At 51.9% G+C, this 17,988-nt stretch carries 12 protein-coding genes; 7 read left to right on the top strand and 5 right to left on the bottom strand.

Translation table 11 applies throughout. The features are described from left to right. The first annotated feature begins 13 nt into the window (after positions 1–13). The 3 genes from MKQ68_RS11680 to MKQ68_RS11670 are packed head-to-tail and all read left to right on the top strand — an operon-like array spanning position 14 to position 7,531. Complete coding sequence (locus MKQ68_RS11680) at positions 14–4,618, top strand: Ig-like domain-containing protein (protein WP_264283446.1); 4,605 nt, start codon at positions 14–16, stop codon at positions 4,616–4,618. 10 nt (positions 4,619–4,628) lie between these two features. Beyond that, positions 4,629–5,594, top strand: coding sequence for a PorP/SprF family type IX secretion system membrane protein (locus MKQ68_RS11675; protein ID WP_264283445.1), 966 nt, complete (start codon positions 4,629–4,631; stop codon positions 5,592–5,594). Positions 5,595–5,608: 14 nt separating this feature from the next. Beyond that, positions 5,609–7,531: an OmpA family protein gene (locus MKQ68_RS11670; RefSeq protein WP_264283444.1), complete on the top strand. Its 1,923-nt coding sequence runs from the start codon at positions 5,609–5,611 to the stop codon at positions 7,529–7,531. Between the two features lie 8 nt (positions 7,532–7,539). On the opposite strand, the gene MKQ68_RS11665 is transcribed toward MKQ68_RS11670, so the two are convergent. Then, entirely contained in the window at positions 7,540–8,919 is a 1,380-nt protein-coding gene (locus MKQ68_RS11665; protein ID WP_264283443.1) for a sensor histidine kinase, read from the bottom strand. Between the two features lie 12 nt (positions 8,920–8,931). Continuing rightward, positions 8,932–9,621, bottom strand: coding sequence for a response regulator transcription factor (locus MKQ68_RS11660; protein WP_264283442.1), 690 nt, complete (start codon positions 9,619–9,621; stop codon positions 8,932–8,934). A gap of 114 nt (positions 9,622–9,735) precedes the next feature. On the opposite strand from MKQ68_RS11660, the gene MKQ68_RS11655 reads away from it, so the two are divergent. The 4 genes from MKQ68_RS11655 to MKQ68_RS11640 all read left to right on the top strand — a co-directional run bounded on the left by MKQ68_RS11655 (position 9,736) and on the right by MKQ68_RS11640 (position 12,916). Next, complete coding sequence (locus MKQ68_RS11655; protein WP_264283441.1) at positions 9,736–10,590, top strand: universal stress protein; 855 nt, start codon at positions 9,736–9,738, stop codon at positions 10,588–10,590. A 79-nt stretch (positions 10,591–10,669) separates the two neighbouring features. Beyond that, positions 10,670–11,404 (top strand): HAD family hydrolase, encoded by a 735-nt coding sequence (locus MKQ68_RS11650; protein ID WP_264283440.1) that lies wholly within the window; start codon positions 10,670–10,672, stop codon positions 11,402–11,404. A gap of 2 nt (positions 11,405–11,406) precedes the next feature. After that, entirely contained in the window at positions 11,407–11,577 is a 171-nt protein-coding gene (locus MKQ68_RS11645) for a hypothetical protein (protein ID WP_264283439.1), read from the top strand. 10 nt (positions 11,578–11,587) lie between these two features. Further along, positions 11,588–12,916, top strand: a complete 1,329-nt coding sequence (locus MKQ68_RS11640) for a TIGR00341 family protein (RefSeq protein ID WP_264283438.1) — start codon at positions 11,588–11,590, stop codon at positions 12,914–12,916. Between the two features lie 63 nt (positions 12,917–12,979). Here the strand turns inward: MKQ68_RS11640 and MKQ68_RS11635 are convergent, their stop codons facing one another. The 3 genes from MKQ68_RS11635 to MKQ68_RS11625 all read right to left on the bottom strand — a co-directional run bounded on the left by MKQ68_RS11635 (position 12,980) and on the right by MKQ68_RS11625 (position 17,983). Then, entirely contained in the window at positions 12,980–14,830 is a 1,851-nt protein-coding gene (locus tag MKQ68_RS11635) for a chloride channel protein (protein ID WP_244843313.1), read from the bottom strand. Positions 14,831–14,912: 82 nt separating this feature from the next. Further along, positions 14,913–16,304 (bottom strand): hypothetical protein, encoded by a 1,392-nt coding sequence (locus tag MKQ68_RS11630; RefSeq protein WP_264283437.1) that lies wholly within the window; start codon positions 16,302–16,304, stop codon positions 14,913–14,915. 212 nt (positions 16,305–16,516) lie between these two features. After that, on the bottom strand, positions 16,517–17,983 hold the full coding sequence (locus MKQ68_RS11625) for a PKD-like domain-containing protein (protein ID WP_244843306.1): 1,467 nt from the start codon (positions 17,981–17,983) through the stop codon (positions 16,517–16,519). Positions 17,984–17,988: the final 5 nt, after the last annotated feature.

The following is a 17,988-nucleotide window of genomic DNA, read 5'->3' as shown; positions in this document are numbered from 1 at the left end:
CACGTTTACCGGTGTGGCCAGCCAGGCAGAATATATAGAAGCGATCAGAAAGATCTCCTACAATAATAGCCTGGGCAGTCCGAACACGACCAACCGTATCATCACCACGGTATTGAATGATGGCGCGGAGACCGGACCGGCTTCTACGACTACGATCGTGATTGTGGCTACGCCGAGAATCAATGTTACCGGCAATGGGAATAGTATTGCCGACGGCACCACCACAACAGATGCTGCCAATGGTACGGGCTTCGGTACGTTTACCAATGCCTCGGCGCCTGTTACGCATAGTTTTGTGATTGAGAATGTCGGTACCGGCATTATTAACCTGCTGGGCACGCCGCGCGTTTCGATAACAGGCGCTGCCGGGTTTTCTGTATCGGCACAACCGTCGGCCGCATCTTTAAATGCCGGTGCTAATACAGCTTTTGAAGTGAGCTTTAATCCTGCGTTGCATACGGTGGGGAACTTTACGGCGACCGTAGTGATCACGAACGATGATCCGAACGCCCAGCGATCTGTTTATACTTTCGCTGTATCGGCATCCCTCAATAACCTGCCGGTAATCACAAATAGTACGTTAACATCTGCGGAAGACGCTAATCTGAATATATATGCGGCCGATTTCTCCAGCCAGTTTACTGACATAGACGGGGCGTCGCTTGCAAGGATCAGGATTGATCGTTTGCCGCTGAATGGCAGCTTCCGTTATAACGGTACACCCGTAACCGTTGGTCAGATGTTTTACACATCGCTCTTCGGTAACTTCGTGTTCACGCCGACAGCTGACTGGAACGGTAGCACCAGCTTCGATTGGAGCGGGCATGACGGCACTTCTTTTTCTACCGCCTCTGCCACAATAACCATTGATGTTACACCGGAAAACGATGCGCCGACCGTAACGGGCCCGGTAAGTCTCTCTGCCAATGAGAATACCCCCGTGTCGTTGTCGACTGTGTCATTTGGTGATGTGGATGCATTGACTGGCGTTGTAACGGCAACGTTTAGCGCCACCGAGGGCGGATTCACTGCCACCTCCAATGCCAGCGTTACAGTAGGAGGAACGGCCGGTGCATGTACACTGACCGGTACATTGAGCGACATCAACACGTTTATCGCCGGTAATAATATTACCTATAGCGCGACGGACAGGCCATCAGCTGCTGTAGTACTGTCGATCAGTATAAATGATAACGGCAACACCGGTGCCGGTGGCTCTTTGCAGTCGACATACAACCTGCCGCTAAGCATCACTGCGCAAAACGATTTGCCGGTCGGTACGAATGGAAGTGAAACGACCAATGAGGATACGCCTTTAGACGGCAGCGTCACTGCTACTGATCCGGACGGAGATGCGCTTACTTTTACGAAGGCCACTGATCCTTCTCACGGTACCGTGGTGGTGAACAGCGATGGTACTTACACCTATACGCCTTCAGGTAACTATCATGGTGCAGACCAGTTTACGGTGACAGTGAGCGATGGCACTGGCGGAACTGCTACTATTACGGTGGATGTAACTGTTACTTCTGTGAACGATGTTCCAGTTGGTACTAATGATGCTAAGACTACGAATGAAGACACCCCTGTAAACGGCACGATGACTGCGACTGATGCGGACGGGGATGCGCTGACTTACGTGAAGGCTACTGATCCTTCGCATGGCACTGTCGTGGTGAATAGTGACGGAACCTATACTTACACGCCTTCAAACAATTATCATGGGGCAGATCAGTTTACAGTGACGGTAAGCGATGGTAATGGCGGAACGGCTACTATTACGGTAGATGTGACCGTCACCGCTGTGAACGATGTTCCGGTAGGTACTACCGATACTAAAACCACTAATGAGGATACGCCTGTGGATGGCGCCCTCACCGCCACCGATGCGGACGGGGATGCGCTGACTTACGTGAAGGCTAGTGATCCTTCACATGGCACTGTGGTTGTGAATACTGACGGTACCTATACTTATACGCCTTCAGGAAATTACCATGGGGCAGATCAGTTTACCGTTACGGTGAGCGATGGTAATGGTGGTACGGCTACTATTACGGTAGATATAACCGTTACGTCGGTGAACGACGTGCCTGTCGGTACGAACGGTAGCGAAACCACGAATGAAGATACGCCTGTAAACGGCGCTGTTGCTGCCACCGATGTAGACGGGGATGCGCTGACGTATGCGAAAGCCACCGACCCTTCGCATGGCACCGTAACCGTGAACAGCGACGGCACTTACACTTATACGCCTTCAGCGAATTATCATGGGGCAGACCAGTTTACCGTAACGGTGAGCGATGGCAATGGTGGTACGGCTACTATCACGGTAGATGTAACCGTTACGTCGGTGAACGACGTGCCTGTAGGTACGAACGATAGCCAAACCACGAATGAAGATACGCCTGTAAACGGCGCTGTTGCTGCCACCGATGTAGACGGGGATGCGCTGACGTACGCGAAAGCCACCGATCCTTCGCATGGCACCGTAACCGTGAACAGCGACGGTACTTACACTTATACGCCTTCAGCGAATTATCATGGGGCAGACCAGTTTACCGTAACGGTGAGCGATGGTAATGGCGGAACGGCTACTATCACGGTAGATGTAACCGTTACGTCGGTGAACGACGTGCCTGTAGGTACGAACGATAGCGAAACCACCAACGAAGACACGCCTGTAAACGGCAAGCTAACAGCCACCGACGCGGACGGGGATGCGCTGACTTACGTGAAGGCTAGTGATCCTTCACATGGCACTGTGGTTGTGAATACTGACGGTACCTATACTTATACGCCTTCAGGAAATTACCATGGGGCAGATCAGTTTACCGTAACAGTGAACGATGGCAATGGCGGTACGGCCACTATTACGGTAGATATAACCGTTACGTCGGTGAACGACGTGCCTGTCGGTACAAACGATAGCGAAACCACGAATGAAGATACGCCTGTAAACGGCGCTGTTGCTGCCACCGATGTAGACGGGGATGCGCTGACGTACGCGAAAGCCACCGATCCTTCGCATGGCACCGTAACCGTGAACAGCGACGGCACTTACACGTATACGCCTTCAGCGAATTATCATGGGGCAGACCAGTTTACCGTAACGGTGAGCGATGGCAATGGTGGTACGGCCACTATCACGGTAGATGTAACCGTTACGTCGGTGAACGACGCGCCTGTAGGTACGAACGGCAGTGAAACGACCAACGAAGACACGCCTGTAAACGGCGCTGTTACTGCCACCGATGTAGACGGAGACGCGCTGACGTATACGAAAGCCACCGATCCATCTCATGGCACCGTAACCGTGAACAGCAATGGTACTTACACTTATACGCCGAACGCTGACTACCATGGAGCGGACCAGTTTACCGTAACGGTGAGCGATGGAAACGGCGGTACGGCTACGATTACGGTCGCCATCTCCGTGACAGCTGTCAACGATGTGCCCGTTGTTACCAACGACCAGCGTACTACCGCACAGGATGTAGCTGTTAACGGCACTGTAACAGCTACGGACCGCGATAATGACCCGCTTACCTTTACTAAAGGAAGCGATCCTTCACATGGTACCGTAACTGTCAATACAGACGGTACGTATCGTTACACTCCTGCCAGCGGCTATTCCGGCAGCGACCAGTTTACCATCAACGTAAGCGACGGACAAGGCGGTACCGCAGTGGCTACCGTTTCGCTGACTGTAACGGCGGGTGCGCCTGGGGTTACAATGGTGAAGACGGCTGTGCGGACAGGCAACCAGGTCACCTATAGCTTTACGATCAGCAATACCGGCGCTGTAACGCTTATTACGGTTTCCTTTACAGATGCGAAACTCGGTATCAGCAATAAAGTCGTCGATGTAAATGGCGGCCTGGCACCGGGTGCTTCTGTGGTGATAACGGAAGTGTACACAATCACTGACGCAGATCGCCTGCAAGGAAAAGTGAGCAACACGGCCTCCGTAAACGCTACCAGTGCCGCAGGTGCCGCAGCCAGCGATATTTCCGGTACGGCTGCAGGTAACGATCAGCCAACAGTGATCACCTTGCCACCGCCGCCTGTGGCGAACGACGACCAGGCGAACGTGCGTACGAATCAATCCATAACCATTAACCTGCTCGGTAACGACCGCGGAGAAGGCGTGACGCTCGATCCGCTGAGTATTGAGATTGTCACCACACCACAACACGGCACCGTAACGATCAATACGGATGGTACGATTACTTATCGTCCGAACGCAGGATTCAATGGGGAAGAAGCGTTTTCCTACCGCGTGCGGAACGTCGATGGGGTGTATTCGAACACGGCTAGTGTGCGCGTATCCGTATCCTTCCTGAATATAACTGTACCTAACGTGTTCACGCCAAACGGCGACGGTACCAACGACCGGCTGGAAATCCGCGGCATCGAACAGTTTGCGGATAATGAACTGGTGATCGTGAACCGCTGGGGCAACGAGGTGTTCCGCCAGCGCCGGTACAATAACGCCTGGAACGGGGACGGACTCAACGAGGGTACTTATTACTACCTGCTGCGGGTGAAACGCACGGCCAGCTCCGAGTGGGAAATAATGAAAGGGTACATCACACTGATCAGGGCTTTTAAACATTAATACGCTGTTTATGAAAAAGATAATCATCACGGGGCTTTTCCTGGTACTGGCTTTCGGCGCGTTTGCGCAACAGGGCGTGCAGTACAGTCAATATATGTTCAACGGACTTTACATCAACCCGGCTTATGCTGGCTATAAAGAACAATTGCACCTGCATTCCTTCTACAGGAGCCAGTGGACGGATATTCCCGGTGCGCCGCGCAGCTTTTCGCTGGCAGCGGATGCGAGTGCCAATAATGGGAACGTGGGATTGGGTTTACAGGTATCTGCCGACAAGCTGGGCGCACAAAGTACGCTGGCGGCTTATGGCAGCTATGCCTATCGCATCCGCCTCAATGAAGACGGTTCTTCACGCCTGGCTATTGGCCTTAGCGCCGGTCTGATGCAGTTGGGCATAGATGGATCCGTACTCAACCCGAACGATCCTGAACAACAAATGCCCGCCGGCCGCCAGAACCGTATCGTGCCCGACGGCAGGGCAGGGGTGTACTTCTCGAACAAACGTTTTTATGCAGGCTTATCGTTCGATAACCTCGTAGCGCAATACATTGATATGGACAAGGATGGCTTCATCCCTCAAACCAAATTGCACTATTACCTCACCGCCGGCGTACTGCTGCCGGTGAGCGAGGACGTGCAGTTGAAACCGTCGTTCCTGTTAAAAGACGATCTCGGCGGCCCTACCAGCATCGACCTGAATGCCTTCCTGCTGTATAAGGACATCATCTGGCTGGGCGGCTCTTATCGTAATGGGGTGAAGCTCTACGAGAAAGATTACCTGCAAAAGAACCTGAACTACCGCAATGCCGTAGTAGCTGCCGTGGAACTTTTCCCGGTGGATGGGCTGCGCATCGGTTACGCCTATGATTTTAGCGTAGGCCCTTTGAGCGGACAAGCCAGCGGCACGCATGAAGTATCAATCGGCTTCACTTTCCGGAAGCGCGATGTGAGAATGGTTACACCACGTTTGTTTTAATGTTAGCAAGAGTCATGAAAAGAGTTTTATACACGGGATTTTTCCTGGTCGCTTTCTGTTCCGGCCTCAAAGCGCAGTATATTTTGCGGGAGGCTGATGAAGCGTTCGGACAGTTTAAATACGTAAAGGCCGCGCAGTTATACGAGCGCGCCTACAGTAAAAAGAAAACGTTGTACGCAGCCGGCCGTGCGGCCGATTGTCACCGACTGACGAACAACTATCGTGAAGCGCAAGCATGGTATGCAATAGCAAGTGGCCGGGGCGCCACGCCTATACATATTTTGCAGCACGCGCAATCACTGCAGCAAAATGCCCGGTATCCGGAAGCCCAACTCGAGTACCAACGTTACGCGGCTGCGGATAACGGTGTTACGGAGAAACAATTGAAACGCTGGACACTGTCCTGCGACTCCGCCATGCTTTGGATGCAGTCGCCGGCCAACATCCGGGTAACGAACTTAGCATCGCTGAATAGTCCGCAATCCGACTGGGCGCCAGTGCCATTCGCGGGCGGCATCGCTTTCGCCTCCGACCGTAGCGGCGAAACAAGGATCAATGAAAATGGCAACGCCCTGTTACGGTTCGATCGTGGGCAAAGCCCGGATACGAGGCGTTATGCATGGACGGGCAACGAGTATCTTAATCTCCTGTTTAAGTCATCCACCGATAGCAGCATACGTGTATTTCCTTTGCAGGCAGATACCCGTTATCATGTTGGTCCGGCCAGCTTTACCGCAGACGGAAAGGAGATATTTTTTGCGCGCACGAAAGTGCAGGGTAACGGCAGCGGGGCGATGAACACCGTGCATGTAGCTATCTTCAGCAGTAAGAAAGATGATGCGGGTAACTGGTCTTCGCCGGTTGCATTTTTCTTCAATAAAGCGGACGCTTATTCTGTGGGAGATCCGTTTATCAGTGCGGACGGGCAGCAACTGTACTTCTCATCCAACATGCCCGGCGGAAAAGGCGGTGCCGACATCTATACATGTCGCCGCCAGGCAGATGGCAGCTGGTCGGCCCCGGAAAACCTCGCTCATGTGAACACCGACGGCGACGAGCGTACGCCTGCTGTGGTGAACGGGTGGCTGTACTTTGCGAGCAACGGTCATATCGGCATGGGTGGTCTCGATATCTTTTATGTGTCCGCAAACGGCGGTACACCGGTTAACATGCGTTACCCCGTGAACTCCCCGCAGGATGATTTTGCCTTTAGCCTCGATGCATCCGGTCAGCTAGCCTACCTGTCATCCAACCGGGAAGGTGGCATTGGCAGCGATGACGTGTACCGTGTAGCCTATATCACTCCGCCAACTTATACCCTGCAAGGCATCGCAAGCGGTACCGGCAAAGCGCCGTTGCCAGACGCTAACATATCCCTGTTACAGTCCGGCACCATCATCGCCCGTACCCGTACAGACGCTACCGGTAAGTTTGAACTGAAACTCAACACCGGCGAGCCCTACCAGGTCGCTATCCAGAAAGACGGTTTCAAGTCCGACACCATCGATATCGCTCCCAAACGCGATACCACCGTGGCTATCATCAAAAATGAATTTAACATCGGGGAGCTGGAGGTGGGCAAAACCATTGCCCTTACGAACATCTATTTCGATTACAATAAGGCAGACATCCGTGCGGACGCAAAGCCCGAGCTGGACAAACTCGTACGCCTCCTGAAAACCCACCCTGCCATGTCGATCGAACTAGGCACGCACACCGATAGTCGCGGCAACGACGCCTATAACGAGAAGCTGTCCCAACGCAGGGCCGAATCCGTAGTAGCCTACCTGGTAAAAAGCGGCATTGCGGACGAGCGGCTGAAGGCAAGGGGGTATGGTGAAAGCCAGTTGTTGAATAGCTGCGCGAACGGGGTGGTATGTTCGGAAGCGGAGCATCAGTTGAACAGGAGGACGGAGTTTAAGATTACGGGGTTATAGGGAATAAGCTAGACTTCCCCACCAGGCAACACAATCGTAAACACCGTCCCCACACCCGGTGTCGAACTAACCGTAATGTCGCCCTTGTGCAGCTTAATGATCCGCGTTGCCAGCGACAGGCCAAGGCCGAATCCCTTGGAGTTATGTTCCTGTTCTATCCGGTAAAAGGGTTGAAAAATGTTGTTGATTTCCTGCTCGTCGATGCCAATGCCTTGGTCTTTCACCCGGATGATAAAGTGGTGATCTTCTACCAGTAACGACACGTCGGCATGATGGTCCCCGGAGTATTTGCAGGCGTTGGACACGATGTTCATGATCGCGGTGAAAATGAGGGTCTCGTTGCCTAAGACGAGCAGCTTGTCGTCTTCTTCCGGCAGGGTACCGAAATCCAGGGATACGCTGTGCTGCGTGTCGCGGGCATGTACTTCGCCTGGCAGCTGCATCAGTACTTCGTCAATACGCACAGGGCCGATTTGTAATCCACCAGGATTGCGGGAGGCGGTGGCGAATTGCAGCAGGGCCTGTACCAGGGAGTTCATATGCTGCACGTCCTTCAGGATCTGTGTCATAGCCTCACGATAGGCGGCTTCTGAGCGATCGCGCTGGAGGTAGATTTCCAGCTGGCTGGAGATCAGGGTCAGCGGGGTAGATAGTTCATGGGAGGCGTTAGAGATGAAGCGGCGTTGCAGCTCAAAGCTGTCTTTGAGGCGGTCCAGCAGCTGGTTAAGGGTCGATGCCAGCAGGTGCCATTCATCGTGGGTGTCACCGGCGGGAATGCGGCGCTCGAGGTTATGGGCAGATATTTCCTTCACTTCGTTGGCGATTCGCCTCACGGGTTTCAGCAATCCGGCAGAAAAGATGTATCCGCCAATAAATGCCAGTAGTATGCCGCCGATGAAGCTGGAAATGAGAATGGATCGTAATTGGTCGATGTTCTCGCGGCCGTCTTCATCCACACCTACCGATACGATTACAATGCCGTTCTTCAATGTGCGGTCGGAGTAAGCGATGGCTTCCCGTGTTCCCTGGTTAAAATAAAAGGTGCCGCTTCGCCTGGCGGCGGCTAATACAGCGGGCGATACGGGCATACTGTCGCCGCTGGCATCCGCATAAAAATAGTCAAGCTGCCCGTCCGCATTATACACCTGTACCGCCTTACGTTTTAATGCCATCGCCGTGAGCGAGTCGATGCGGTACATCATTTCCTTGTTGATCGTCGTATCATGCGTAAGCATACGATCGGTAGTGATGGCCCGGTTGGTAAGCCTTGTCTTCACGTTCTGTAACCGCGATAACGACGAAAAGTAGTAGATCGACAGGCAAACGATGCCCAGCAGCAATATAAACAGGCCGGTAAAGAAGGTGGTGATGCGTAAACGTATCGGCATGACAGCAGTTGATTAATGGTCTTTCAGTACATAACCCAGGCCTACCTGGGTATGGATCATCTTTTGGTCGAAGGGTTTATCTACTTTGTTCCGCACGTAATTGATGTATACGTCGATTATATTGGTGCTGGTATCGAAATTAATACTCCACACATTCACGGCAATATCGGCCCGCGACACCACGCGGTTCTTGTTCCGCATCAGGTATTCGAGCAATTGCAGTTCCTTGGCGGTAAGATATATGTCTTTCCCATCCCGCTTCACTTCACGGGTATCGAGGTTCATCACCAGGTCGCCTGCCCTTAACAGGTTGCCCGCCGGTGCGGCCACGTTCCCGCTGCGGCGCAGTAAGGCCCGTATTTTCATCAGCAGCTCGCGAAATTCAAACGGTTTGGAAATGTAATCGTCGGCACCGGCGTCGTAACCTTCTATCTTATCGTCCAGCGCGCCCAGGGCGGTTAACATGATGATAGGCGTTTTTTCATCCCCGGCGCGTACCCGTTTGCAGAATTCGAATCCATTCATGCCGGGCAGGTTGATGTCGAGTACCAGCAGGTCAAATCCGCCACCATCATACATCCTGTAGCCCAGGCTGCCGTCGTAGGCCACGTCCACGTCGTATCCGTTTTCCCGCAGGCCGAAACTCAGCATGTCGGCGATCCTTGCCTCATCCTCTACCAGTAAGATGCGATTTGTTTCCATGTCCGTCGGTATTTCGATCTTTTGCAAGGTACGACTCTGTCTCCGTTCCGGGATTCTAATGTTATTCTAATGTGTGCTTAATGTGGTTCTAAGTTCGTTGTGGGACTTTTGCATATGGCTAAACAGTTTCGCACGATATTGGTCCCGGTGGATTTTTCGGTGAATACCGGAACAGCCATTGCACGTGCCCTGTTGATGGTACCGCCCGATGGCGCTACGATTCACCTGTTACACGTACAGCGGATCGGGGCCGGTGGTTACTGGCGTAAGATCACCCAGTTTTTCCGCGGACTGTCGTGGAAGCAGGTAAGGGCCGCCATTAAACGTTCGGAGCTGAAGCTGCTGGAATTGAAAGATGCTATTGAAGCCACCACGGAACATGCGAAGGTAGAGGTAGCTGTTTGTCACGGGCAGTCTGTGGAAGATACGATTATCAGGAAGGCGATCGACCTGCGGGCAGACCTGCTGGTACTTGGTAAACGTTCGCAACATACTACGTTCCCACAACTCAATACCGTAGTGCCGAGCCGCATTGCGCAGGCTTCCGGCGTGCCGGTACTCACCGCTAAACCGGGCGCGCTTCATAGCAGCCTGCAAAAGGTGGTGATGCCCGTTAGTACCCGTTTCCCTGCCAACAAGCTGGCATTGATCGCCGCGATACGTCGCCAGCGGGATTTGCAGGTGCAGCTGGTGATCTTTGCAGATCATGATACCGACAAACCTTTTCCCCGGCAATCACTGCTGGCGATCTTCAAAATATTGAAAGGTCAGGCAGGAGGGAAGGTGAATTACGTCGTACTGCATGGCCGTGATAAAGTCAAAGCCCTGCTGGAATATACACGCAGTATAGATGCGGATATGGTCGTGGTAGATCCGGGTGCGGAAACGAAACTGACAGGATGGTCAAACCGGCATTTGTCGGATATGCTGCCTCCCCATTCCAAAACGATGGTGCTCGCAGTGCGTTGAAAATAACCTGGCCTTTCACCGGCGGTGTAGTTGCCGGAATTATCTCATCTCAGCCTTAACCGGCTACAAAGAACTATGAATGATGTTATTAGCAACTGACCTGGATGGAACGTTTTTAGGAGGAAGTACGGTAGCACGCCAGCAATTGTACATGTTACTGCGCAAACGCCGAGATATACAACTGGTGTATGTTACCGGTCGCGGATTGTCATCCGTAGAGCCTTTGATAGCAGAAGAGGGCATTCCGACCCCGGCTTATATTATCGGGGATGTGGGAGCAACCATCGTAAACGGCTGGACGTTACAACCTGTTATGCCCCTGCAGGCTCCGATTGCGGCCGTGTGGCCCGGGTGCGATGTGGTTCGTAACCAGTTACGGGGTATACCCGGACTGCTTTACCAGGATGTACCGCAGGAGCGCCGCTGTTCCTTCTACCTGAAGGAAGCGTCGCTGCTGCCCACTATCCGCGAACAGCTTGCCGGACTTAACTGCGACGTGATTTACTCTGCCGGCAAATACCTGGATGTGCTGCCGGCCGGCGTCAATAAAGGCACTTCGTTAATGGCGCTGGTGGACTTATTAGATGTAGATCCGGTCACGGTATTAGTAGCAGGCGATAGTTTAAACGACCTGGCCATGTATCATTGTGGTTATAAAGGCGTTGTAGTGGGTAACTGCGAACAGGCACTGGCAGTGGCTACCCACGCCTTGCCCGATGTAATTTGTGCGCAGGCAGATGGTGCAGGTGCGATATTAGAAGCGATGGGGCATTTCGCACTGCCTGATCGAAAACCGGAACTTGTTAATTGTTAGATGTGGAAGATTTGAAGAATGCGTCCCTGGGGACGCTGGTAGATTTGCTGGCCAAGTATACAGAAGATGTGATGCGTATGCTGCGCGATGGCGGATATGGCGATGACTACGAGGTTGCCAAAGCCAAGGTGAAACTGATATCTGCCGAAATAGAGCGACGGAAAAGGTCGTAAGAAAACGTTTATGAGAAAAAGGAAACCGAATCGCCGCTGGCGAATGCTCCGGTTGGTCATCAGCCGCCGTTTCAACCTGCACATCGATAAAGCGGATGAGCAGAGTGTGATACGATCTATTGCGCTGAATACGGAGTTTAAGGGCGCGAACCTGTGGGCATTGATCTTCGCGATCCTGATCGCCTCGATCGGTTTAAATGTAAATTCCCCGGCCTTCATTATCGGCGCTATGCTGATATCCCCGCTGATGGGGCCCATCACTGGGGTAGGTCTTGGAATTGGCATCAATGACTTCGAACTTGTAAAGAAGGGTTTTCGAAACCTGTTTTTCGCAACGATTATCAGTATCGCTACTTCCACTGTATATTTCCTGTTAACGCCGCTGCACGAAGCGCAGAGTGAACTGCTGGCACGTACCACCCCGTCTGTATGGGATGTATTTATCGCCTTCTTCGGCGGATTAGCGGGGATGGTAGCAGCTACACGTAAGGAGAAAAGTAACGTGATCCCGGGCGTGGCCATCGCCACTACATTGATGCCGCCTTTATGCACCGCGGGTTTCGGTATAGCCAACGGCAATTGGTATTATCTTGTTGGAGCCCTGTATCTTTATTTTATCAACACTGTTTTTATCTGCTTCAGTACAATTCTGATCGTTCGTTTTCTCCGCTTCAGGAAGAAGTATTTCGAAGACAAACGATATGAAAAGAAGGTGTCCCGTTACATCTTTTTTATCCTGTTGATAACTTTGTTGCCCAGTATTTACATGGCTTACCGCATTGTGAACAAAAGCATCTTTACCAGCAATGCACAAAAGTTTGTGAAGGAACAATTTGCCTTCCGTAATACCCAGGTCGTGAACCGGAACTTTGTGTTTGATGGGCGCGAGGGGGATATCGAGTTGCTGCTCATCGGTCATGAAATACCTGCTGTGGTGCTGGATTCTATCCGGGCGCAATTGCCACGGTACAAACTTCCTGATGCGCGGCTCGTTGTGCGGCAGGGCCTCAATGCCAAACAGGAAATAGATCTCATGCAGGTAAAGGCCAGCATCCTGGAAGATGTGTTTAGCCGCGATTCCACTTTACGTCCTGCCGCAGCAGATTCAGTAAGGTCGCTGCCCGATCTGCGGCTGGAGCTTAAAGCGCTGTTCCCCGGCATGAAATCCTACGCGATCAACGGAATGGAAGTGAAGTCGATCGATTCTGTGCGTACGGATAAGGTAACGATGGTGGTCGCCAGCTTCGAAAAGCGCCCGTCGGCTAATGAGCGCCTGCGGTTGGAACGATGGCTGAAACAGCGGCTGAGGGCAGATACGTTGAGTGTAGTACTGCAATGATTGTTTTAATCTGTGGCCAATCAGGCGGCGCAGGTACTTTGACCGTAATGTTACGACAACCGTTTAATCATCTGCCGAAAACTCCTGCATCAACTGCCGGTATGCCATCAGTATATCCGATTTTGAAAGGAAGCCGATCATCTTACCTTCGTTGATCACGGGCAGGTGCCAGGCCTGGGTTTCATCGAACTTACGCGCTGCATCGGTAATACTGTCGCTCAGGTTGATCTCGGAGATAGGCGCACGCATAATATCTTTGGCAGTCAGCTGATCGTATAAATTCGGGTCGAACATCACCGGGCGCAGTTCATCCAGTGTGATGATGCCCTTTAAATATCCTTCGTCGGATAGCACCGCCAGGCGGTCGAACGGGGTAGACCGCACCCGTTCTATCAGTTCTCGCAAGAGTATGCGGGGAGATACGTACTGGAAGTTCACATCCACGAGCTTCTGCAGCTGTACGCCAGACAATACATTCTTATCCATCTCGCGGGTGAATATCTTGCCCGAGTCTGCAAAATGTTTGATTTCGGGCCAGATGGGAGAGAACCATTTCACCATCAGGAACGACGAAACGGATACGATCATCAAAGGTATGAACAGGTCATAGCCAGATGTCGATTCTGCGATCAGGAAGATGGCTGTGAGCGGCGCATACATCACCCCACTCATGACACCTGCCATACTCACGATTACGAAATTAGTAACGGGTACGTTTAGCCCCATTGCATTACAGATACTTGCCACGAAATACCCGAGAAACGCACCCGCAAACAGCGAAGGCGCAAAGTTGCCGCCATTTCCACCACTCTGGATGGTTACCGAGGTGGCGATTGCCTTCAGTAATAGCACAGCTCCCAGGAATACCATTACCATCCATTCTTCCATGCGGAAGTAGGCGAGGAAGCTGTTCTGCATCATGCGTTCAACATGTCCTGCAGCAAGGTCTTTCACGCTCGTGTAACCCTCGCCGAAGAGCGGTGGCATCAACATACATAATACGGCTACGGTAGCGCCGCCGAGTAAGGCTTTACGTAATTGCGACCAGCCCAGTTTCTTAAAAAAGTGTTCGATACGGCCTGATAGCACCACGAAGTAACGGGCATACAGTCCGCTGCAAATGCCCAACAGGATATAAAACGGAACGTTCCGGTAATTGAACGCTGTTTGCGATTCGAAGTGAAACAATACATCTTCCTGCAGAATGATCTTGGAGATCAGGCTACCACATACCGCGGCGATGATCAGCGGAAGGAAGTCGGAGAAAATGACGCCCGTGAGCAGTACCTCAAAGGCGAACATCATACCCGCAATGGGTGCATTAAAGGCAGATGCAATGCCCGCAGTTGCGCCGGCCGCCAGTAACAGGGTGCGTTCCTTATAGTGCAGTTTATACACCTGGGCATAGTTGGAGCCGATAGCAGCCCCGGTCACAGCGATCGGGCTTTCCAGTCCGGCCGAACCACCTAAACCCACGGTAATCGCGCTCTGGATGATCTGTGAATACATCTTCACCTTGGGAATCAGGCTGCTGTTCTGCGCAATTTCGTATAGTATGGCCGGGATGCCTTTACGTGCCTGTCCCCGGAAAAAGGTAATGACGATAATGGTGGTAAGTACAATGCCGAGGAAGGGGAAGAGCGCATAAAAAACCAGCTGGGTGCTGAAATGGACTTTATACGTGATGAAGTAGTGGATGTAGTGGACAAGCATTTTCAGCAGTACGCCCGTTAACCCCGCAGCACAGCCCACCAATATGCCGGACAGCATCAGGAACTGCATACGGGAGAGCTTACTATGCAGCCAGTGAATTACCAGTTCATACATACGCACTTTCCTGAAGCTCAGCTGTTGAAAGGCCCTGCTGAATTTGTAGAATGCCAGTTGCTTCCTGATCTTTTTGAAATCGCCCATCCGGTAAAATTAAGACATCGGGGCTGCTACACAAAAAAGAAAGCCTGCACTTTCGTGCAGGCCCCCCTGGTTAGTCATAGTGCTATGGGTTAATCGTTGCGATATTCTTCCCCAGCAAATGCAGATCCTCGCCGCGGCTCACTTCCGTAGAGGCCTCTCCCAGCCAGCCATTTTCCTGGTCGATGCCGTTGTATACTTTCACGAAGTCGATGCCCGGCAGGTTCGCTTTGTTGCCATTTTTATCAATGGCCCAGTCTATATCGATGCCGGAGTTGTCGTGCGCATTCGGGTAGTTGTCTACATAACCGTAACGGAAACCGTACAGCACGTAGTAGTTGCCTTTGCCGCTTTCGTCCAGCCCATTGCTGGCGAGGCGAATGCCTTTATAAGTGATCTTGTCTTCTTTCACCCAACCCGGGTAGTAGCTCTGGGCATGAAAGGTGTTTTTGATTTTAAAGCCTTGCTGGCCCTGGTTGTCGGACCACTGTATGTAATCTTTGATGCTGATATGACCTTCCGGTGTTCCGGCAGGCGTTTCTGTAACCGGACGGCTGTACGTCATTTCATAGGCGCGGAAGGTGCGAACGTCATTTTTCGCAGCTACTGCGGCGGCGTACCAGGGCTCTCCCTCGGCGGAGAAATTGCCGCTGCCTTTGATCTCGTACCACTCGTCCTCATCGGGTTTGCCGTTTTTGTTTTTATCATAGGCGACCATCACCACACCAGGTTCGCAGCTGCCGCCGAAGGGAGCATTGGGGCGCGGATTGGCGCTGGCGCCAAAGGCATTGCCATGTACGCGGAAGTCACGTCTGCCGGAAATGTTTACAATGGTATGGTCAAAGCCGAACACGACGTATCCGCCCCAGCCGCCTAAGGTAACGGTACTCGCATCTTCACCAACTAATTCTTTTTCTGCTTTCGCTATCATCGTTTCGTAGGTGTCACCGGCCTTGTAGGCAGGTATTTCATTTACGAACTGGCCGGGAGCGGGCAGGTAATCATACACTTTCCAGATGTAAGGAGAAGGCGATGCATCTGGTTGTCGTACGGTGATGAGCAGCGTATCTACCAAACTGCCGGAACTCACCGTCAGTTTAAAGCTACCACGGTCCACGCTGGCAAACATCGCGGTATCGGATGTAGAAGCGGACAGGCGGTACTTTTCGGTCGGGGCTGATACGACTTCCCATTTCACATCCGTTTTACCGGCAAACTTGGAGGACGCCTGCAATTTCAGGATCGAGTTGGACACCACGCTCCAGTTAATGTATTTGCCGGTGGTGATCTGAACTGCTTTTTGCGCAATGTTGCCTTTGTTATAGGCGCTCACGATCAGGCTATAGGATGCAGGATCTGCCGGCGCCTGAAAGGTGTATTCCAGGGCGTTGGCCACGCGTTTACCATCTAATAACCAAACGAGGGAGTCAATCCTGTTTTCGATGGTAGGTTTGAGTTGTACGGTTTCTTTTACCACTACGTAATATTCCGTTTCAAGTCCGGCAATAGCTGGCGCAGGTTCCGGAAGTTCGGCGTCTTTTTTCCGCAGGAAGCGACGAACAGTGAAATACCAGTTAAATATGCAAGTAGTTTGTATGAAGTATTCATTTTATCAGATTGATGAGTGTTTTAAAAGCGGGGCAGTACGTACTATAAGTTTACTGCCACGTCTTCAGTATTGCCAGGCTTTTAGTTTTTAAGATGTTTGTCCAGTATGCCGAATAATTGTGTAAGCCTGCCTTCCTCCATGTTCCAGTCTTTCACGATGCCTAAGCCAGTATCCAGCTGAAATGGATATACTACTTTCTGCACTTTGATAAAGTCGATGCCCGGTAAGGTCACGAATTCGCCTTTGGCATTTACGGCCATATCAATGTCAATGTTTAATTTCTGCTGGAACTGCACTGCACCCGATACGTTCCTGCTGATACGTTTGCCTTTACGGGTGAAAGAACTGGCCCATCCGTCCATCACGACCATTTTCTTCGTCGCGGTGTCCGGCATGTAATAGCCGGGGAAGAAGCCTTTGGTAGACATCACATTGCCTGTAGTCATGGAAGAGGTAATGACCTTTGCATATTGTACCTCGCCCTCTACCACGGTTTCCTGGTTGTCTTTCCAGTCGAAGTAGTGATAGATTCTTCTGCCATCTGTTTCGAGCCTGTCGTAAGTATAGGTAATCTGGTAGTCCGGAAGGTCATCGATGCCGTAATCATCATTTTTGATTTCGTACCATTCGTCTGCATCCGGCTTGCCGTTTTTGTTGCGGTCGTAAGCAACATATACACCCGGAACGTCCAGGCGGGAATAGATGGCCGTTACTTCGATGTCTGGTTTACCGGCAGCATTTACTACCGTATGATCAAACTTAAACGTGGCGGAACCGCCCCAGGACCCAAGCACCAGGCCGGCGCTGAAGGTTGTTTTACGCAGCTCGCTGGATTTAGCCAGGTAGTCGTTGTAAGCCAGCGGAAATTCTACACCATACTTCCAGGAGTCCGGGTACCCGATCACCGACCAGTTTTGTCCTTTTGCGGGTGCAGGCAGGTACTCGAGCAGCGTGTAAGCATTCTTCACATACGTTTCCGCTTTCACGGTGATAGGGCGGCTGATCGTGGTCGATTGTTTACCGGCGGTAGCACTCAATGTGAGCGTGTACGTGCCCGGATCAGGCGCTATAAAGTTCAGGTCGCGGGTTTTGCTGATAACAGAGTCGCCGACTTTCCATACATAACTGTAGTCGTCGCGGTCCGGACCGGCGATCGTTGGTTTAATTTCGAGCACATTACACATCGATACCGCCAGTTGATCAGCCAAAGTAATGCTGATGGGCTTTTCTACATAAACAGGAAAAACCTGTTCATCATTACCGCCTTTGTTGTTGATGCGGAACGTCACCGCGAAATGGCCGGAGTCGGTAGCTTCGAACGTATAAAAGGTTTGACCGGATGCTACTTCTTTGCCGTTCACCAGCCAGGCGTACTTGTTGCCTTTCAGGTTGGTGATGTCGGGCGCCAGTACGATCTTATCACCGATGTTCAGGATGGTCGTATCGGCTTCGACCCCGATAATGGTGGGCGGCAGGTACTGTTCTTTCCTACAGGCGGAAGCAAGAAAGATGGCGCCCGCGAGCAGCACAAGAATGAAATGTTTCATTAATT

The sequence above is a fragment of the Chitinophaga horti genome (assembly GCF_022867795.2).
In the GTDB taxonomy this organism is placed as follows: domain Bacteria; phylum Bacteroidota; class Bacteroidia; order Chitinophagales; family Chitinophagaceae; genus Chitinophaga; species Chitinophaga horti.
Note: the sequence above shows the minus strand (reverse complement) of the source record. Positions and strands in the feature narration are given on the sequence as shown.